Here is a 19,256-nt window from a genome sequence, read left to right as displayed (position 1 = left end):
CGGACCGGCTACTGACCCTCCTCAACCGCAACGACGGCAACGACGGCTACGACGACGACGTCACCCTCCTCCTCGCCCACGCCCGGCGGGGTCGGTGCGGCCGGTTCAGGGGGCGGTGAATGCCAGGGAGACGTTGTGCCCACCGAAGCCGAAGGCGTTGGCCACGGCGGCGCGGACGGTCTCGTGGCGGGCCGGTCCGGACACGACGTCGAGCTTGATCGTCGGGTCGAGCCGGTCAAGGTTGCGCACCGGGGGTATGACGCCGTCGCGGATGCTGAGCACCGTGGCGATGGCGCCCACCGCGCCGGCGGCGCCGAGCATGTGCCCGGTCATCGACTTGGTGGCCGTGACCGCCGGATGGGTGCCGATTGTCTGAGTGATCGCCTCGGCCTCCAGGGGGTCGCCGACGGGGGTAGAGGTGGCGTGGGCGTGTACGAGGTCGATATCGGTGGGGGTGAGGCCGGCGCCGGCCAGTGCGGCCTCGATGGCCCTGCGCTGCCCGGCGGGGTCGGCGGTGACGATGTCGAGGGCGTCGGAGTTGGTGGCCGCGCCGGCGGCGACGGCGTACACGCGGGCGCCGCGGGCGGCGGCGAACCCGGCCCGTTCCAGGACCAGCAGGCCGGCGCCCTCGCCGAGCACGAAGCCGTCACGGTCGGCGTCGAAGGGCCGGGAGGCGGCTGCCGGGTCGCCGTGCCGGGTCGAGAGGGCCTTCATCTGCGCGAACGCCGCCAGCGGCAGCGTGTCGACCGGCGCCTCGACGCCGCCGGCGACCACGACGTCGGCCAGCCCGTGTTGGATCATCTCCATACCGGTGGCGATCGCCTCGGCGCCGGACGCGCAGGCGCTGACCGGGGTGCGGGCGCCGGCCTTCGCGCCGAGGTCGATGCTCACCCACGCCGCCGGGCCGTTGGGCATTAGCATGATCACCGTGTGAGGGGACATCCGGCGCGCACCGGCCTGCTCCAGGATGCGGTGCTGGCCCAGGGTGGACTGCACCCCGCCGTAACCGGTGCCGATGACGACCGCGAGCCGCTCGGGAGCGACCTCGGGGGATCCCGCGTCCGCCCATGCCTGCCGGGCGGTGACGATCGCCATCTGTTCACCGCGGTCGAGCTTGCGGCTGTCCTTGCGCGGCAGTGTTGCCGCGGGGTCGACGGGCAGCTGTGCGGCGAGTCGGACCGGCAGCTCCCGCGCCCATTCGTCTTCGATCACCGCGACACCCGAGGCACCCGCGACCAGCCCGTCCCAGGTGGCGGCGAGGTCGCCGCCGAGTGGAGTCATCGCACCGAGACCCGTTACCACGATCTTGTCGTAAACCACTAACTACCCCTTCCCGTCACGATGAGGGCGGAACGCCCGAAAGGCGGTTCCGATCCTCGCTCCGGGTCACCTTCCCAGCTCGGGGCGCGGTCTGGACAGCTCCGTCGCTACCGATGTCGGCGGTCAGGTGTTGTGGGACCCCTACAAAGACCCGCGAGCCCTACGAGGGCGAGACGGGCGCCGCCGCGGCCCACGACGTCGGACCGGCGAGGGGACGGTGGGTGAGCGTCGGGGCGCCAGTGGTCATAATTGGATCATAATGCGGTTTCGGGTCGGATCCCGCTTATGCCGCCCTTCCCGGCACATCTGAGCCGGGTGTCTGGTGGTGGAGGACCTCGGTGCGGCGGCCGTCGCCCTCCGCCCGGAGGATGTGGACGCCGGCACCGAGGTCGTTTCCCGGGGCTGGCCGGTGTTCCCGGACTGGCCGGTGGTCCGGGGGCCGGTCTCAGCGGGCCGCGCGGATGGATTCCCGCAGGGAGGACAGGGTCGCCGCGAGGGCGGTCGGTTCGTAGCCKCAGTGTGCCATGCAGTTCGCGCAGCGTGGGTCGCGGCCTCGTCCGTAGGCCTCCCAGTCGGTGGTGTCAAGGAGTTCCTGGTAGGTCTTGGCGTAGCCGTCGCCCATCAGATAGCACGGCTTCTGCCAGCCGTACAGGGAGTAGGACGGAATGCCCCAGGCCGTGCACGGGAAGTCGATCTTGCCTTCGAGGAAGTCCAGGAACAGGGGGGAGTGGCTGATCCGCCAGTTCTTGCGGCGGCCGTCGGCGAACGCCTTGCGGAACAGTTCCTGGGTTTCCTTGACCCCGAGGAAGCTGTCCTGGTCGGGGGCTTTCTCGTAGGCGTAGGCGGGGGAGAGCATCATCCCGTCGACGTTGAGGTCGTTGTTGAGGAAGTCCAACACCTCGATCACGGTCTGAGGGGTGTCGGTGTTGAAGAACGTGGTGTTCGTGGTGACGCGGAAGCCGCGGCGCTGCGCCTCTTTGATGTTGTCCACGGCCTGGGCGAACACGCCCGGCTTGGCCACGGACTTGTCATGGCGTTCCTCGAGGCCGTCGATGTGTACCGCGAAGGACAGGTACGGTGACGGACGCAGCTTGTCGATCTTGCGTGGGATCAGGAGGGCGTTCGTGCACAGGTAGATGAACTTCTTACGTTTCACCAGGCCTGCCACGATGTCCTCGATCTGCGGGTGCATCAGCGGTTCGCCGCCTGCCAGGCACACCACGGGGGCGCCGCACTCGTCGACGGCGGCGAGCGCCTGCTCGACGGGCATGCGCTGTTTCAGCACGTCCGCGGGATGTTGGATCTTGCCGCAGCCCTCACAGGCGAGGTTACATGCGAACAGGGGTTCGAGTTCGAGGGTGATCGGGAACTTGTCCCGTCTGGCGAGTTTCTGTTTGAGGAGATAAGCGCCGATCCTGATTGCCTGGCGCCGCGGAATGGCCATTTTCACCCTCCTGGTGTTGGTCTTCGGTCGCCTGGTGGGTGGAGTCGCGATGCCGCACTGTTCCGGTCAGTGACTGTTCCGGTCAGTGTAGGTGTGTGGTGTTGAGCTGGTGGATTCGGCGTGGGTCGGAGTGGGTGTGGGGTGGAACTGAGGTGGGTGTCCGGTTTGGGCGGGTGGGGGGTGTCGGTGGGTTGGGGGTGATGGGGAGGGCGGTGGTAAGAGCGCGGATTGCGGCGGGGCGACGGCGCCGGAGGTGGCGTGTGGTGTGCCGGGCGGGACGGTCCGGCCGGCCTTCGGCGGGGTGGCCTTGTGGTGGTCTGGACTATCCTGCCGTCTGGCCCTGGGCCAACCACTGCACCCGCCGGATGCGGCAGATGTCTCACGCCATCCGGAGAACCATCCGGTAGGATACTCGGTGTGGTCCTGGGCGGCGGGGCCGTTCCCGGGCCATCCCCACGATGCGGAGGCTAGCGCGTGCCCCCCTCGGCGAACACGGGCTCGAAGCGCCMCCGGTCGCGGCGTGCTCGGGGATCCATCAATGCCCCGGGGATTCTGGCGGGCGTCTTCGAGTTTTGTCGGGACACGCCGGTAGATCAGTTGAGCATGCCCCGCCTGGCCGCGTATCTCGACGTCGGTGTCACCAGCATCTACTGGTATTTCAAGAGTAAGCGAGAACTCCTCGATGCCATGGCCGAGGAAGCACTCGTCTCTTTCTATGAGAGCATGCCTGCCCTCCGCGGTGACGCCTGGGAGGACGTGCTCCGCGAGTTCTTCAAAAATTTCTATGCGCTGCTCGCCGTCGACGACCTGAAATGCGACCTGATTGCACGTCGTATCGGTAGTCTGACCTACCAGGAGACCATCACCTCCTGGCCGCGGGCGGCGGAACTGCTGGCTGGGCTGCGGGATGCCGGATTCCCGTCGTCGCTGGCCTGGCACGCTTTCTTCACGCTCTCGACATACACCCGGGGCTTCCTGCTCACCGAGCGGCCGGCTGAGGATCCGGCCGCGGCGGTCCCCGCGGCGGCGCAGCCTTCCGGCGTCACCGTCCCGGAGGATTTCGAGTTCGGGATCACCAACATCATTCTGGGCCTGCGCACCCTGCTGCCCGAGGACGCGCGCGACCGCGACGTCGCCTAACGCTCCCGTCCGGCCCCGCAGGGCGCCTTCGATGCGGCGTGGGACCTTCGACGGCTGCCGGCCCGTGAGTCGGGGCTTCGGCCGGCTACGGCGATGATCTTCTTGATCGGCGCCCGTCYCCACCGCGACTCCCGCCGGTGCCACCGAACCAGTGATGAACCAGCAATGGACAGCAAAGGGGCAGAATCGAAGATGGTTGGTCACAGGCGGTAAGTGGAGGTCGGAGCTGGGACGCCGACGGCAGCCACGGTGTCGTCTTGATCGCCGAGAGTTACATGGATCGAATAAGTCGAAGTCGGACGGAGGAATCCGGCATGAAAGCAACATATGAGGCACCGACGCTCCGGGCCGAGGGCTCGTTCCGGCAGGTCACCGGTTTCTTCGGGGGCTGGGGCTGGGGCTGGGGCCACTGGGGCGGCTGGGGCCACTGGGGTGGCTGGGGTCGTTGGGGTGGCTGGGGTCGTTGGGGTGGCTGGGGTCGTTGGGGTGGCTGGGGTCGTTGGGGTGGCTGGTGATCCCGGCTCCCGACAATCCAGCAACCCGACCAGCAATCTGACGATCGGTCAACCCGACAATCGGGAAATCCGACAATGCGGGGAAACCGGGAAACCCGACAACGCGGGGTAACCCGACAATGCGGGGAAACCGGGCAACCCGACAAGTGGGCACCACGACATCCGCTGGCGGTGCTCCTCTCCGGGGCGACGGTGGTGACGAGCCGGCGAACGGTCGTTGCCACCCGCCGTCCGGGTCACGCCGAGGAGGAACACAGAGGAGGCACCTGCGGTGAGGATCGTCTGTGTGGGGGGCGGACCGGCAGGACTTTACTTCGCTATCTCGGCGAAACGCCGTGACGCCAGCCAGGAGATCATAGTCCTCGAACGCGACCCGCCCGGGGCGACCTACGGCTGGGGGGTCGTGTACTGGGATAACCTTCTGGACGTCCTTTTCCGCAACGACCCAGGCAGCGCTCGTGCCCTGCGGGCTGCGTCCACTCTCTGGCAGGAACAGCGGATCAGTCTGGGCGGATCGTCGGCGGCATATCTCACCGGCTACGGCTTCAGCCTGCAGCGGGCCGCGCTGCTCGAAATCCTCGCCCGGCGGGCTACCGATCTCGGCGTCGAGGTGGAGTACCGGCACGAGGTGGACGACCTGCGCCCGTATGCCGACGCCGATCTCGTCGTGGCGTCCGACGGCGCGAACAGCCGGGTGCGCCAGCTGGCCCAGGACGATTTCGGTACCAAGGTCGAGATCGGCGGTAACCCGTACATCTGGCTCGGCACCGACAAGCGCTTCGACAGCTTCACCTTCGCCTTCGAACGGACCTCCGCGGGATGGATCTGGTTCCACGCCTATCCGTCCAGCGTCGGCGTCAGCACCTGCATCGTGGAATGCTCCCAGCGGACGTGGAAGGGACTCGGCCTTGATCTCCTGAGCGCTGAGGACGCGCCGCGGATGCTGGAAAAGATCTTCTCTGGTCCGTTGGACGGCCATCCGCTGATCAGCCAGTGCCGCGGCCGGGCGGCGCGGTGGCTGCGCTTCGCCGATGTCACCAATCGGAGCTGGTACCACGACAACGTCGTGTTGATCGGTGACGCCGCCCACACCACGCACTTCGCCTTCGGGTCGGGCACGGCGCTCGCGATCGTCGATGCGGTCGCGCTCGCGCAGAGCATGTACGACAGCGGCGGCGATCTGCCGGCCGCGCTGCGAGATTTCGACCGGCGGGGCCGGGCGGCCCTGGGTCCTCTGCAGGCGGCGGCGCGGACGAGCATGGCCTGGTTCGAACGGGTGGACCCATACCTCGATCAGGATCCGGTGTCGTTCGCCTACTCGATGGCGTCGCGCCAGGGCGAACAGCCGCCGTGGCGCTACCCGGTGCACCGTGTCAGCCAGCACCCGGCCGTGCGCAGGGCGCTGCGCGGACTGAACTCGAGTGCACGGTGGGGCTTGGCCCGTCGCCGGGGCGAACCCGTCGCCCGGAGAAGCGCGGAGGGTTAGTCAAGGTCGGCTGGGGCGTTCGCCGAGCGCCCCGCGGTGGTTGACGGCGCCCTMCACGGCAGATCATCTTCCGTGAGCTGCCGAAGATTTCCACCGGAAAGATCGAGAAGAACGTGCTGCGTGGCTGGGGCAGCGACCCGAACCTCTGCGACCGGTGAGATCCGCCGGGCCGGGCATGGTCCCGCGCGTCGGTGACGTCGTCGTTCCCGCACGCTGATCGGTTCCTCGTGTCGCCCGTTGGCAGGCCGTTCGGCATTTCCGCTTCATTCTGTATCTATGTGTAAACGTTCGACGACACGACGTCTCTAGGCCCGGGATGGGCGGCGCTGAGTGCGGTTCGACAGTCACTATGCGGGACATGCACCTCACGGACATCGCGGAACTGCCCTATGATCCATGCGAACACCTCACCGGACGGCTCACCCGGGTGTCCTCCGGTGACAATCGCCGCCCTGACGTCGGCCCGAGGATTGCCGGCCCGAGGATGATGTCGGATCTCACCGCGGCGCCGGTATGGATCCCGTGAGCGACAGGACGGATGGAACCGGTATGGCTGAAACTGGTATGTCCAATAGAGCCGGTAGGGCGGGCGTGTCGGACATTGTGGACGCTGCCGATGTAACGGATGTCGCCGATGCGACGGATGCGGTCCGGGAGAACCGCCCGATCGGTCCCCACCGCCGCAGGGTGCTGCGGGGCGCCGGGCTGCTCGGCTTCGGCGGTGGTGTCGCGATCGGGGGAGGCCTCGGGGGAGTCATGGCCCTCGACGGCGGTGTCGCCGTTGCCGCGGAACGTCCCCAGGAGGACCAGTCGGGCGGGACGGACCGCGTCGCCGCGGTCCGTCGTGAGGCGCTGGCCGGGGTGGTGGGCGACGGCCGTCACCAGCCCGGAATCGCCGACCGCCCTCCCGCGCAGCTCGTCTTCACCGCCTACGACCTGACGACGTCCGGCCCGGCCGCGGTCCGCACATCCCTCGCCGCGGTGCTGCGCACCTGGACGGCCGCCGCCGCGGTGCTGATGCGAGGCGAGCCGCTCGACGGCGCTGAGCGGGACACCCAGGGACTCGGACCGGCGGGGCTGACGATCACCATCGGKCTCGGCGCGTCCGCGCTGCGCCGCGCCGGTCTCGACGCGCAGATACCCGCGGAGTTCGCGGACATTCCCGCGATGCCCGGTGACCAGCTCGATCTGGCGCGCAGTGGCGGGGATCTCGGCGTGCAGGTCTGCGCCGAGGATCCGATGGTCGCGGTCTCGGCTTCCCGGCAGATGCGTCGTCTCGCCGCTCAGGATGCCAGGCCCCGCTGGATCCAGCGGGGATTCCTTCGTTCCGCGGCGGCCGCGTTCAACCCCGGGTCCACCCCACGCAACCTGATGGGGCAGATCGACGGCACGGACAACCCGGGACCGGGCACGCCGCGGTTCGACCGGGCGGTGTGGGTGTCCAGCGGGCCGGAATGGATGCGGGACGGGTCCTACCTGGTCTGCCGGCGTATCCGCATGCTGCTCGATGCCTGGGCGCGGCTGGACGAGACGGCTCAGAGCGCGGTCATCGGCCGCCGTAAGTCCGACGGTACCGCGCTCTCGGCACCGCCGGTGGGGCAGGGCGGCGCTGAGACCATCCAGCCGGACTTCACTGCCCGCGCCGCCGACGGCAGTCTCGCGATCGCCGGCAACGCCCATGTCCGGCTGTCCCACCCGTCGTTCCACGGTGGGATCGCCATGCTTCGTCGCGGCTACTCCTATGACGACGGCCTGGACTCAGCCGGTGAGCCGGACGCCGGCCTGTTCTTCGCGGCCTACCAGGCCGACCCGCGTACGGCGTTCGTCGCGGTGCAGCGGACCCTCGCGGCCGGCGACGCATTGAACACCTTCATCCGGCACACCTCCAGTGCCCTGTTCGCCGTCCCGCCCGCGGCGCCCGCGGGCGGCTTTCTCGCGCAGGGGCTCTTCGGCGCCGGCTGAACGATGCCGGCTGAACGATGCCGGCTGAACGATGCCGGCTGAACGATGCCGGCTGAACGATGCCGGCTGAACGATGCCGGCTGAGCGGCGCTGAGTGCGCCCTGCGTGCGGGTGGCTCCGGCTGACGGAAACGCCAGCCGGAGCCACCCGCGGGAGATACCCGTTCGGGAATACCTGGCGGATGCCCGAGCGGGTACGGCCCAACCATGGGCCGTACCCGCGCACTGGGCACGGCTGCCGGCAGGAATCAGGAACAGGATGATCATAGAGCAGGCTGATGCCCGTCAGCAGGCTGACTCCGCCAGGGCCAGGGAAGTCCTCCCGCGATGTTTACAAATATTTCGGTGGTTCGCCACCGTGTATTTGCAATATTCGACAGGCGACGGGCCTACTTTCAGCGGTATGCCTGTGAGTCCTCCCAGCGAAGTGGTGGCGTCGGGTGTTCCGGCCGGTATGGCCGAGGACATGACAATCGCCGAGCAGTACGAATGGCTCCAGACCTTTCTCCGGCGGCGGCCGGTCAGCCGACGCGGGATTCTGCTCGGCGGTCTGGCTGGTGCCGGCGCGGCGAGCCTGTTCRGCACGCCGTTCGGCCGGGCCGCCTACGCCGCCACGAACGACAGTCCCCTGCTCGTGGGCGGCAGGCACACCGCCTTCGGCGCCGATCCGTCCCGGCAGCTTCGGCTGGCGGCGCAGTTGTCGCGTAACCCGGGCCGCGGCAAGGTTCTGGTCGATATCGGGCCGGGACGCGGTCTCGGCGGCACGGTCGAGGCGGAGATCCGACCGCTGCTGTCCCAGGTCCCCCAGGCCGACGGCTCGATTCTCGCCGTCGAACAGTACTACGTGCACGCGGCGTTCGACAATCTGACGCCGGGCCGGGAATACTACTACCGTTTCCGGATTCCCGGTGGGGAAGCCACCCCCGTGCAGGCGGTCCGCACCGGACACCGGAAGGGACGCCATGGCGGCCCGTTCCGGTTCACGATGATGGGCGACCACGGTTCGAACACCACCCCGCCGGGCGATCCGAAAGGTGTGTTCGATGACAATTACTACAAGGCCGACAACGCCCCGATGGTCGCCCACGCGTCGGCTGTCACCGCGGCCATCGCCCGCCAGGACCCGGTGTTCCACCTGCTCGCCGGGGACATCAGCTACGCGGACCCATCGGGTCAGGGAAGGCCGCCCAAGCGGACGGCCGCCGGCGTATCTCCTACCGGTTTCGACAATTATGACCCGACCGTCTGGGACGTCTACCTGGCCGACATCGAGGTCAGCAGTGCCCGCACGCCGTGGATGTTCGCCACCGGCAACCATGACATGGAGGCGCTCTACTCCCCGCACGGCTACGGCGGCCACCTCGCCCGCCTGGACCTGCCAGGCGGGGGGCCTCAGGGCTGCCCGAGCGTGTACTCCTTCGTCCACGGCAACGTGGCCGTGCTCTCGCTGGACGCCAACGACCTCAGTTATGAGATCAARGCGAACACCGGATATTCGAACGGTGCGCAGACGTCCTGGGTCGAGAGCACGCTGAAGGGCTACCGGAACGACCCGGATATCGATTTCATCGTCTGTTTCTTCCACCACTGCGCCTATTCGACGACCGCGCAGCACGCCAGCGACGGCGGCGTCCGCGGCGCCTGGGCGCCGTTGTTCGACTGTTACCAGGTCGACCTCGTGCTGCAGGGTCACAACCACCTGTACGAGCGCACCGACCCGATCCGCGCGAACGCACCGACCCGCGAGGCGCCCGACGGCTCGACGATCGAACCCGCGAAGGACGGCACCACCTACATCGTCGCGGGCAGCGCGGGACGGCCCCGCTACCAGTTCCAGACCGGTGAGCCGGAGTCCTACCGAGGAAAAATCGTACCGGGCTCGAACGTTGTGCCGAACAGCTATGTCTGGCAGGCCGACGGGACGAAGGCACCGGAGTCCATCAACTGGTCGCGGACCCGTTTCGACGACTACGCCTTCGTGGCTGCCGAGTCCGATCCGGGCCGGCCCGGCGGGTACTCCACCCTGACCATCCGGGGCCTGGACGAGCATGGTCAGGAGTTCGACCGGGTGGTCCTGCGCCGCGCCGTTGCGCACGGCCACTGAGCCGCATCCGCGCACGTGCGGCCCGCCGTCGAGGGACGAGCGRGCCGCACGGCCGGGGCAAAGTGGTCCGACGGGTGGTCCAACGGGTGGTCCAACGAGTGGCCCGATGGCGCCGTACCCGTACCCATTCTCGATGTGCGGTGTGGTCGCGGCATGCCAGGCGCGTCCCGCGGAGTGAAACCGCACACCGGCTCGGAGGTGGCACCTCTCCACGCGGCCTCATCGAGGCCCGCGCGGACCACGAGGCTCCTGACCATCGGATCGTGATTTATGTCCCGGTCACGGGTCAAAAGTCCCCGGAATATGACATCTGAGCAACGGCGGCCATCGGTTCGATGCGCTCGCGTGCGGCACGATGGATCGTGGATCCGTGCGGCGAGCGCGAGAGGAACCGAATCGATGGAGCTGATGGAGATGGCGTCGGTGCGAGTCGACGGGCCGATCGCCGGCCAGGCGAGCCTGATCTCGACGTCTTTCGATCTGGCCTCCATCGGCTATCTGGCRGAGGAGTTCTTCGTGAGCGGAACCGCCGACTCCTATGCCGCGACGGGTCCGATCACCTCTGATGGCAGATGGGACGTGGTGGTCGCCGGTCAGGCGCCGTTTCGGACCCGTCTCATCGTCTACCGGCCTGCCGACCCGACCGCCTTCAACGGCACGGCCGTCGTGGAATGGTTGAACGTCTCTGCCGGAATGGACGCCGCCGCCGCATGGCTCACGACGCATCGGCATCTGCTCCGCGCCGGTTTCGCCTGGGTGGGGGTGTCGGCGCAACGCATCGGCATCGATGGGATCGACACCGCCGAAGGGGCCGGTGTCGAAGCGAGGGCCGTTGCGGACGGCGGTATTGCGGACGGCGGCGATGCGGGCGAAGATGGTGCCGGGGAGCAACGCGGCACCGGTTGGTGGCCGATCGTGCCGTCGCTTAAGAGCGCCGATCCCACCCGTTACGCGATTCTGTCCCATCCCGGTGACGCGTACAGCTTCGACATCTTCCGTCAGGCCGGGGAAACCGTGCGTCGCGGTCTCCTCGATCACCTTCGTCCGGCGCGGATGATCGCCGTGGGCGCATCCCAGGCGGCGTTCTTTCTGGTGACCTATGTAAACACCATCGCGGCGCGGGACGGTGACGGCGGTGACCGCGATAGGAGCCGTGCCGCCGGCGGTGGCCATGGCGGTTTCGACGGTTACCTGATCCAGGGCCGCCCGGGGACCACGGCGTCCCTCGACGGTCGGGGCGGCCCGACCCTGGCCGGGGATGTCCGGCTGCGCACGGACGTCGCGGTGCCCGTGATGGTCGTGCAGAGCGAGACCGACGTCGTCGGCGTGCTTGGCGCCGTGGGCGCCCGCCAACCCGATAGCGACCGGTTTCGGCTCTGGGAGATCGCCGGTGCGGCGCAYGTCGACACCTACACGCTCAAGGCTGGTTTCCGGGACGACGGTGCGCTGCCTGCCGCGGAGCTGGTACGCCTTCTGGTGCCCAGCGCCGCCCCTTTCGGCGTCCCGTTCACCGCCGCGATCAACAGCGGACCGCAGCAGCACTATGTCGCMCAGGCCGCGATTGCCGCGCTGGACGACTGGATCCGTTATGGTGTCGCGCCCCCGTCCGCGCCCCACCTGCTAACCGCCGCGACGGATCCAGCGGTACTTCTCCGTGATGCGGACGGCATCGCCCGTGGTGGCGTGCGCACTCCCTGGGTCGACGTTCCCATCRCCGTCCTGTCCGGCCTGGGGCAGAACCCCACCGACGCCTCCGCCATCTTCGGCTCCACCCGGCCGCTGGATTCCGCCACACTCGCCGCCCGTTACCCCGCCGGCGCCGCGGACTATCGCGCCGCTTTTACCCGGGCCACCGACGACGCGATCGCGACCGGATTCCTGCTCGCCGAGGACCGTGAGGAGATCCTCGCCCTCGCGGCCGCCAGCTACCCAGGCAGGTAGCGGTAGCGCGGCTTTAGCAAAGTGGTAATGCGGCGGTAGCGTAGCGAGCGAGACAGCGGACATCGGCCGCCGGGCCCGGCTACCCCTGTTCCTGGCCGGCGAGCAGGTGTAGCGCGAGCCGGGGACAGGCATCCGCCGCCCGACGAGCATGCTCGATCAGCTCCGTGGAGACGGTGATTTTTCGGGTCGACTGTCCGGTCGTCCCGCGAGCCAGCGGATAACCCGCTGGATCGCGGGTCAGCAGCTCGGGTAGCAGCTCGACACACCAGCCGCGGCCGTCACACGCCGTCCAGTCGATCCACAGCCGGGCCGGGCCGGCTGCCGCGCCGGCGTTTGTGGTGTTCATGGCATCTGTGGTGTTCATGGCATCTGTGGTGTTCATGGCATCTGTCTCCCCTGTGGATTCTTCGTCGACGTTGCCTGGTCGGGATGGGTGTGGTCAGGATGCGCACGCCGAGCCGAGGCAGCGGCCCTCGGCGTGCGCCCGGATATCGTCGACGAACGTGCGCAGCGCACTGTGCACGAGGCGGGCCGCGCCGTCCGGGTGGTGGCACGCGCCGCGACCGGCGACCAGGGCGGCGAGGCGCAGCGCCCGGATGGCGGACTGTCCCGGATCGCCAGCCCCCTGCACCGGGCCGCCGGACCCGCCATCCGTTCGGGCCATCCCGGCCACGGCGTCCGCAAGCTGGGGCAGCCCGCTGACGCATGGCCCGCACTGGCCAGCGTTCTGCGCGGCCAGGTACCCGACGATGCGCGCGGTCTCGACGAGCCCACAGCCCCGGGCCGGGAGGACGGCGACCACTCCGGTGCCCGGTGCGGCACCCCACGGCGCCAGCGCCGCCCGGGACATCGCGATCGTCGCTCCCGGGCCGCCGGGCAGCCACGCACCGCTGTAACCGCCGACCCGGAAGGCCCCGACCTGCTCGGTGAAGCCGCCCGCGAGCTGCGCGAGAGTGCCGAGCGGGGTGCCGAACGGCACCTCGACGACACCGGGCGCGGCGACCGCTCCCGTCACGGTGGCCAGGAACGTGCCCGGTTCCTCGGCGGTCCCGACCGAGCGGAACCAGCTGGCTCCCCACCGGGCGATCAACGCGAGGTGCGCGAGTGTCTCGGCGTTCTGCACCAGGGTCGGACGGCCGTGGAAACCGGCCTCGGCGAGCGGTTGCCAGTGCGCGCGCGGCCGGGCCGCCCCTCCCTCCAGCGCTGCGATGACGGCCGATGCCTCCCCGGCGACGAAGGTCTCCGGCGCCTCCCGGATCTGGACGGTGAACCGGTCCCAGCCCGCGGCCCGCCGTTGGGCCAGCGCCCGCCGGACCGCCGTGACCGCCGGACCGGGTTTGAGATAGACGAAGGCGTCATCGGCCCCGACCGCCTCCGCGGCGAGCTGCAGGCCGTCGAGGACGAGGTGGGGCGCCACGGTGAGCAGGGTGACGTCCTTGGCGCTCTCGGGTTCCCCTTCGGCGGCGTTGGCGACGACCACGGGGTGCGCGCTGCTGCGGTACCGGTCGGCTCGGTGCCCGGCGTTYCGGTGCTGGCTGCCCCGGTGCGTGCTGCCCCGGTGCGCGCTGCCGGAGTGGCTGCCGTCGAGGCAGGTGCCCTCGGCGCTCGCGGCGAGTTTCCGCCAGGTGGGGAAGGCCGCGCCGCCCCGCCCGGTCAGCCCGGAGTCGTGGATCTCCGGAAGTAACCGCCCGGGTCCGCCGCGCCAGGGCAGCGGTCCACACTGTCGGTCGTGCGCGGCGAGGTCGGACGCGGCTGCGGTCAGCAGCCGTCCGGCCGGGACGTGATGCGCGGGGAGGCCGCCCGCGCCGGCCGCGGGCCGTACCGCGTGCATGGCCGCGGGCCAGGGCTCGCGCCCCCACCCGGGCTGGGCCTCAGGGGAGCCGGCGCGGCCGACGTCGCTGGTGCCGGTGGCGATGCTGGTGCCGGTGGGGATGGACGGTTGGGCCGCTCCGGTGGCAGCGCGGATGGTCATGTCTGCTCCGATCTGGGGGTCATGGTTGTGGGCGCCGCCGGTTGGTGTCGCGGGCTGGGGGGCCGGTGTGGGCTGGGGGGCCGGTGTGGGCGGGGGAGGATCCTGAAGGAGGGGGAGCAGCGCCAGGCCGCGGATCCGGCGACGGCGAGCGCGCAGGCCATCGCGACGGCTCGCAGCCACGGCGTGCCGGCGTCGGTGCCCGAGCCCAGGCCGTGCGAGAGGGCGAGTGGCCAGGCGCCGTAGGCGGCCCAGTGCACTGCCCGCCAGGCGCGCACGCCGAGGCGCCGGCGGAGCAGACTGGTCACGACCACGGCGATGAGAAGGTCGGCGGCGACGGTGCCGAGCCCGACCCACAGCGGTCGGTAGCCGGCGCCGAACGGCAGGACCACATCCGCAATGCCGAGCTTCGCGTACGGGTCGAGYAGCAGCGTGCCGATGTGCATGGCGAGGAGCACGACCGCGAGCAGGCTCGCGCCRCGGTGCACGGCGCCGATCGCGAAACCGGGCAGACCCGCGAGGCCGCGACCCGAGCGGGCCACGATGCCGAGGACGACCGTCAGGGTGAGCAGCAGCAGGCACGTGGTGCCCGTGCCCCGGGCGGCGTACCAGAGGGCTTCGGTGCTCATCGGCCGGAACCTCTCGGCCGTGTCGCCGATCCAGCGGACGTGACTCGGGTTCCATCCTCGGCGGGCGGAGCCGTCTCGGCCCGGTCTACCCGGACCCCGGCCACTCCGGCTCCGGCCACTCCGGCTCCGGCCACCTTGGCCCGGCTCGGGGCGGGCCAGCCAGCGGTCGTGACGATCGAGCCGTCCGTGGCGACGAGCCGTGCCGGCATCCCGAGCCGGCGCAGCCAGYCCACCGCCGCGGAACCACGGACGATCGCGGCGGTGCTCGCCGTGTTCGCGTCGAGGCAGCTCGCGGCCGCCACGGTGGCGGTCCGCCAGACCACCGGCGCGGGCTGGCAGGTGCGCGGATCCAGGATGTGGTGCAGGAGCCGCCCGCCGCGCCGCCACCGCCGCCCGAGGGTGCTGGACGTCGCGACCGCGCTCCCGGCGGCCAGGGTGATGGTGCAGGCGGGCTCGCCCGGGCGGTCCTGGACCCGAATGCGCCAGCCGCCCTCCGGCGCGTTCCCGGCGGTGGCGACATCCCCGCCGAGGCTGACCAGCACGCCGGTGTCGAGCCGTTCGGCGACCAGAGCGGCGCAGCGGTCGGCGGCCTGCGCCTTCGCCGTCGCTCCGAGGTCGAGCCGCGCGTCGTCCGGCAGCGTCAGTGTGTTCCCGGTCAGCCGGATCCGCTGCCAGCCCGGCGCCGGCCGGTGCACCACCCGCAGCCGCGGACCGTCCGACGGCAGCAACGTGATGTCCCGGTCGTAGCCGAGAGCGGCGAGCGGTCCGCCGACGGTCGGGTCTACGTCCCCGTCGGTGCGCCGGGCCGCGAGGAGCGCCGCACCGACGAGGTCTGCCAGTAGCGGGCTGATCCGTTGCGGCGTCCCATCGGCGTGATCGAGCTGGTTGATCTCCGCATCGGCCCGGAAACGACTGGCGACCTCGTCAACGGCCGCGAGATGGTCCACGACGATCTCCCGGGCGGCGGCCAGTGCGCCGGGCTCGGTCACCACGAGCCGGGCGGTCGTGCTCCACACCGACCACTCGACCGCCGCTGCCGCGCCGGGCATCTCAGGAACCACCGGTCGACGCGTGCGTGGGACCGTCGGCGCTCCCCACCGTCGTCCCGCCCGACCAGCCGCCGGACGAGGACGCGCTGTCGGAGGTCGACGATGAGGTGGATCCGTTACCCGAGGTCACCGAGCTGTCGTCCGTCGTCGAGGACCAGGTGGCCGCGGATGCGGAATGCTCATGGGCCAGCACGCCGAAGCCGATGGCTMCGGCGGCCGCGACGGCTGCCAGTCCGGCGGTGACGKGGCCTACCCGTCGGATTCCCTGCTCACGTGTGGCCATGGCCGGTGTCCTCCTACCCTGCCGGCGCTCCGGGAGGAGCCCCGTGACTATGAGGGTGGGAGTCGGTCCTGTGTGTTACCTGTGCGTCACCTGTTCGATTGCCGAGGGCGGAACACCCCACGGGCGTGGGGTGGACTTGATGGTGCTGCACGAGCGGACCGACCGGACCGGATCACCCCCACGGGCGTGGGGAGGACCGGTGCAGGTCTTGGTAGACGTCGGGGATGCCGTCGTGGTCGCGGTCGGCGGTCTCTGCTTCCTGGAGCCGGCGGTAGACGCGATTGCGCAGACGTAGCACGACGGCGGCGAGCAGGGCGGCGAGCAGAGAACCCGTCAGGACAGCGATCTTGACATGGTCGTCACGTGCGCTGCCGCTCCCGAAGGCCAGTTCGCCGATGAGCAGGGAGACGGTGAATCCGATACCGGCCAAGACCGCGAGCCCGAGAACGTCGGTCCAGGTCAACCCGTCGTCGAGGGTGGCGCGAGTGAAGCGTGCTACCAGGAAGGTAGCGGCCATGATCCCCAGAGGCTTGCCGACGACGAGACCGAGCACGACACCGAGGGCCGCCCGGTCGCTCAGCGCCGCGCTCAGTCCGCTCAGGCCATCGACGGTGACTCCGGCGGAGAAGAACGCGAAGACCGGCACCGCCACCCCGGCCGACAGGGGCCGCCAGCGGTGCTCGAAGTGCTCGGCCAGCCCCGGTCCCGCCTCCGGGCCGCCGGCACGGGTACCGCGGAGCACCGGCACGGCAAACCCCAGCAGCACGCCAGCCACGGTGGCGTGCACGCCGGAGGCGTGGACCAGTGTCCAGGTCGCGGCGGCCAAGGGCAGGAGGAGCCACCACGAGCGCACCCGGCGCTGGACTAGCAGAGTGAACAACGCCAGCGGCACCAGCGCGCCCAGCAACGGGAGGATCGACAGGTGGCGGGTGTAGACGACGGCGATGATGACGATGGCGAGCAGGTCATCGACGACCGCGAGGGTGAGCAGGAAGGTCCGCAGACCGGACGGCAGGTGCCGGCCAATGACCGCCAGCACCGCCAGCGCGAAGGCGATGTCGGTGGCGGTCGGGATCGCCCAGCCCGCTGAGGCGTCACCGCCGACGTTGACCAGCGCGTACAGCACGGCCGGAACGGCGACACCCCCGCAGGCGGCCAGGACCGGGACAGCGGCCCGCCGAGGGTCGCGGAGGTCTCCGGCGATGAACTCGCGTTTGAGTTCCAGCCCGGCAACGAAGAAGAAGATCGCTAGCAGGCCGTCGGCGGCCCACTGAGCCAGGGTGAGGTCCAGGTGCGCCCAGGACGGGCCGAGCTGGTAGGACAGCATCGACTGGTACGACTCTGACCACGGCGAGTTCGCCCAGCCCAAGGCCAGGACCGTCGCGGCGAGCAGCAGCCCGCCACCGATGGCCTCCCTGCGTAGGATCTCGGCGATCCGGCGAGCCTCGGGCCACGACCTGCGGTCKAACAGGCTGAACCGGCGAGACGGAACTTGGCCCACGGCGGTGCTCCTCACCAAGGGGTCGGGTCACACGTTGCCGACCAGACTTCCCGGCGCACCGAACCCACCGTAGCCGAGTCGGCGTTAACATGCCCCCCATACCAGCCGAAACGGCTAGGCACACCCGGCACGGGGCCGGCAGGGGACCCACCCACCCYGAAGCACTGCCTCACCACGCCGGCTACAGCCTCGCCGAGCAGGCGGTGATCCCGACGCCGAAGAACGCCCYCCCCCTCGCACGGCTGACCAGCAGCGACCTCGTCGAGGACAAGGTCAGCACCTGTCCCGGCGTCGAATCCGTCCGCGTGGTTTGCTGCTTCGTCGACGCGGACAGCTACCGCTGGCTCGACCGCACCCGACGGCACCCGCTACCCGAGAAAGGAAGCCGCCGGGACGGCTCGTTCACCACCAACGACGTCCGTGCCATCCTTGCCCACAGCATCCCCGTCGCCGACGGCGATTGGCGTCGACCTCCATCTCTCACATGATGGCGTCCATACCGAACCCGGGCGGTTCGCATTTGCAACTGTGCCCCGCCCGGTTTCTCTCGTTCGAGCCGGGTGCGGCTTCACTAGCCTGGCCGCGCAAGGTCGTGTATGATGTGAGGTATTACTACTTCGATATCGTGACGACGTCGGAACGCAGCGGGGCGAGGGCCGCTCCGATCTGGCCGGTGGTTTCCGTCGGGACACCGAGGCCGGTCAACGCCGCGAGCARATGGTCCACCACCGCGTCGAAGTGGGCGTCGGTGAGGCCGAGCGTGGCATGTACCGCGGCCATGTCCCGACCCCGGTAGACCTCGGGACCACCGATCACCGCGGCGATGAACGCTCGCTGGTGTTCCTTGAGACGGGGCAGGTCCCGGTTGGCAAAGAGGGGTGCAAGAACGGGATCGGCCGTCACCCGGACGTAGAAATCGTCGACCGCGGCCTGTACGGCCGTCGCGCCGCCGATAGTGTCGTAGATACTCATCAGAGGTCTCGCTTTCGCAGGAGAGGACCGACCGGAGGTCGTTGACCATGTTTGTTACCGTGGCTGCACTGGTACCCGTCCGCCAGGTTCACTGAACCACGGGCACAATTTCCTTGAAAGAGTCTAATGTCCGCGCGGCAGAGAAAGATGGCAGGCGAACGCGGGCCGTCCGGCTCCTTCCGCTCGCGTGTGGGCAGAAGCTTTACCTGTTGAAGGACGGCTAGGAAGGAGCGCTGTCCTCCTCGTCCGGCGCGAGGAAGGCCCTGGCGAAGATCCGCAACACCGAGGACCTGTGGACACAGGTCGTGGCACTACCGTGAACCCCCCGGGTTCGGGGGCCATCGGCACGACGATCACTCTCACGGCGGCGGTCAGCCGGTGACTGGGGCGTCAGCCGGTGACGGCCCCGGTGGCCGTGTCGACGACGGACACGTCGTTCCCACCGAAGTTGGTGACGTAGACACGGCTGMCGTCGGGAGCCACCGCCACTCCGAAGGGGAGCACGCCGACTCCGATGGCGGCGCTCACGACACCCGCGAGCGGGTCGACCACCAGCACCTGCCCAGTTCGGATGCTGGCCACATAGGCGTGGATGGTCATCTCAGCCCGCATCCCGACGGTCGATGGACCACGACCGAGCGTAGTAGCCGGAACGGCAATGGTTGATCAAACCAGCCGATCGTCGATAGCCGATCTTGCTCCATCTCGAATCGGAAAGACCCAGATGGAGAACGCTCCGTATTCCGCCCCTCCAAGCGGGTGCGGCGCAAGCACCTCGCCATGGCCCAGGCCGRCATTACCGTCGGGGGCAACCGTGCCTTCGGCTGGCTGGCCGACAAGGAAACCAAGGACGAACCGGCGGCGGCGCTCCTGGTCGCGGGGGCGGATCAGATCTTGGCCGGCGTTGGCCTCCACACCATCTGTCGCCAGTGGAACGATCTT

General features: G+C 69.7%; 18 protein-coding genes. 7 read left to right on the top strand and 11 right to left on the bottom strand.

Going from position 1 to position 19,256, the window contains the following annotated elements:
• Positions 1-105 precede the first annotated feature (105 nt).
• The gene (locus CcI156_RS21725) at positions 106-1,320 is read right to left on the bottom strand and encodes a beta-ketoacyl synthase (protein WP_023841951.1); all 1,215 of its coding nucleotides are present in this window, start codon (positions 1,318-1,320) and stop codon (positions 106-108) included.
• A 445-nt stretch (positions 1,321-1,765) separates the two neighbouring features.
• Positions 1,766-2,764 (bottom strand): adenosyl-hopene transferase HpnH, encoded by a 999-nt coding sequence (hpnH, locus tag CcI156_RS21720; RefSeq protein WP_076807899.1) that lies wholly within the window; start codon positions 2,762-2,764, stop codon positions 1,766-1,768.
• A gap of 474 nt (positions 2,765-3,238) precedes the next feature.
• On the opposite strand from hpnH, the gene CcI156_RS21715 reads away from it, so the two are divergent.
• From CcI156_RS21715 to CcI156_RS21690, 6 genes are all read left to right on the top strand, one after another.
• Positions 3,239-3,904 carry a TetR family transcriptional regulator gene (locus tag CcI156_RS21715; protein ID WP_076807897.1) on the top strand — a complete coding sequence of 222 codons (666 nt, stop codon included), beginning with the start codon at positions 3,239-3,241 and terminating at the stop codon, positions 3,902-3,904.
• A gap of 314 nt (positions 3,905-4,218) precedes the next feature.
• Entirely contained in the window at positions 4,219-4,419 is a 201-nt protein-coding gene (locus tag CcI156_RS21710) for a keywimysin-related RiPP (RefSeq protein WP_076807895.1), read from the top strand.
• A gap of 271 nt (positions 4,420-4,690) precedes the next feature.
• On the top strand, positions 4,691-5,905 hold the full coding sequence (locus tag CcI156_RS21705) for an FAD-dependent monooxygenase (RefSeq protein ID WP_011436989.1): 1,215 nt from the start codon (positions 4,691-4,693) through the stop codon (positions 5,903-5,905).
• 591 nt (positions 5,906-6,496) lie between these two features.
• Positions 6,497-7,867 (top strand): Dyp-type peroxidase, encoded by a 1,371-nt coding sequence (locus tag CcI156_RS21700; protein WP_011436988.1) that lies wholly within the window; start codon positions 6,497-6,499, stop codon positions 7,865-7,867.
• A 402-nt stretch (positions 7,868-8,269) separates the two neighbouring features.
• Complete coding sequence (locus tag CcI156_RS21695) at positions 8,270-9,970, top strand: metallophosphoesterase family protein (RefSeq protein ID WP_076807893.1); 1,701 nt, start codon at positions 8,270-8,272, stop codon at positions 9,968-9,970.
• 399 nt (positions 9,971-10,369) lie between these two features.
• Positions 10,370-11,911 (top strand): alpha/beta hydrolase domain-containing protein, encoded by a 1,542-nt coding sequence (locus CcI156_RS21690; protein ID WP_217697735.1) that lies wholly within the window; start codon positions 10,370-10,372, stop codon positions 11,909-11,911.
• 79 nt (positions 11,912-11,990) lie between these two features.
• On the opposite strand, the gene CcI156_RS21685 is transcribed toward CcI156_RS21690, so the two are convergent.
• From CcI156_RS21685 to nhaA, 6 genes are all read right to left on the bottom strand, one after another.
• A complete protein-coding gene (locus CcI156_RS21685) occupies positions 11,991-12,293 on the bottom strand; it encodes a ferredoxin (RefSeq protein WP_139140145.1) in 303 nt (100 codons plus the stop codon).
• A gap of 57 nt (positions 12,294-12,350) precedes the next feature.
• Positions 12,351-13,883 carry an NADH-ubiquinone oxidoreductase-F iron-sulfur binding region domain-containing protein gene (locus CcI156_RS21680; protein WP_011436984.1) on the bottom strand — a complete coding sequence of 511 codons (1,533 nt, stop codon included), beginning with the start codon at positions 13,881-13,883 and terminating at the stop codon, positions 12,351-12,353.
• Positions 13,880-14,509, bottom strand: a complete 630-nt coding sequence (locus tag CcI156_RS21675) for a ferric reductase-like transmembrane domain-containing protein (RefSeq protein ID WP_023841956.1) — start codon at positions 14,507-14,509, stop codon at positions 13,880-13,882. Before CcI156_RS21675 ends, CcI156_RS21680 begins: the two co-directional genes overlap by 4 nt.
• Complete coding sequence (locus tag CcI156_RS21670; RefSeq protein ID WP_076807891.1) at positions 14,506-15,558, bottom strand: FAD:protein FMN transferase; 1,053 nt, start codon at positions 15,556-15,558, stop codon at positions 14,506-14,508. Before CcI156_RS21670 ends, CcI156_RS21675 begins: the two co-directional genes overlap by 4 nt.
• A 1-nt stretch (position 15,559) precedes the next feature.
• On the bottom strand, positions 15,560-15,841 hold the full coding sequence (locus tag CcI156_RS21665) for a hypothetical protein (RefSeq protein WP_076807889.1): 282 nt from the start codon (positions 15,839-15,841) through the stop codon (positions 15,560-15,562).
• A gap of 172 nt (positions 15,842-16,013) precedes the next feature.
• Positions 16,014-17,342, bottom strand: coding sequence for a Na+/H+ antiporter NhaA (gene nhaA / locus CcI156_RS21660; protein ID WP_076807887.1), 1,329 nt, complete (start codon positions 17,340-17,342; stop codon positions 16,014-16,016).
• Positions 17,343-17,545: 203 nt separating this feature from the next.
• Between nhaA and CcI156_RS21655 the strand changes: the two genes are divergently transcribed.
• The gene (locus CcI156_RS21655) at positions 17,546-17,830 is read left to right on the top strand and encodes a hypothetical protein (RefSeq protein WP_076807884.1); all 285 of its coding nucleotides are present in this window, start codon (positions 17,546-17,548) and stop codon (positions 17,828-17,830) included.
• A 124-nt stretch (positions 17,831-17,954) separates the two neighbouring features.
• Here CcI156_RS21655 and CcI156_RS21650 read toward each other — a convergent pair whose 3' ends face one another.
• From CcI156_RS21650 to CcI156_RS26380, 3 genes are all read right to left on the bottom strand, one after another.
• Positions 17,955-18,314 (bottom strand): group 1 truncated hemoglobin, encoded by a 360-nt coding sequence (locus tag CcI156_RS21650; protein WP_011436978.1) that lies wholly within the window; start codon positions 18,312-18,314, stop codon positions 17,955-17,957.
• A 390-nt stretch (positions 18,315-18,704) separates the two neighbouring features.
• Positions 18,705-18,914, bottom strand: coding sequence for a YncE family protein (locus tag CcI156_RS21645; protein WP_217697734.1), 210 nt, complete (start codon positions 18,912-18,914; stop codon positions 18,705-18,707).
• 66 nt (positions 18,915-18,980) lie between these two features.
• Positions 18,981-19,256: hypothetical protein (locus CcI156_RS26380; RefSeq protein WP_217697733.1), on the bottom strand; the 276-nt coding region annotated here is incomplete at its 5' end.

This window comes from Frankia sp. CcI156, from assembly GCF_001983015.1.
GTDB classification, from domain to species: domain Bacteria; phylum Actinomycetota; class Actinomycetes; order Frankiales; family Frankiaceae; genus Frankia; species Frankia casuarinae.
This window is presented reverse-complemented; position numbering and strand designations above follow the sequence as displayed.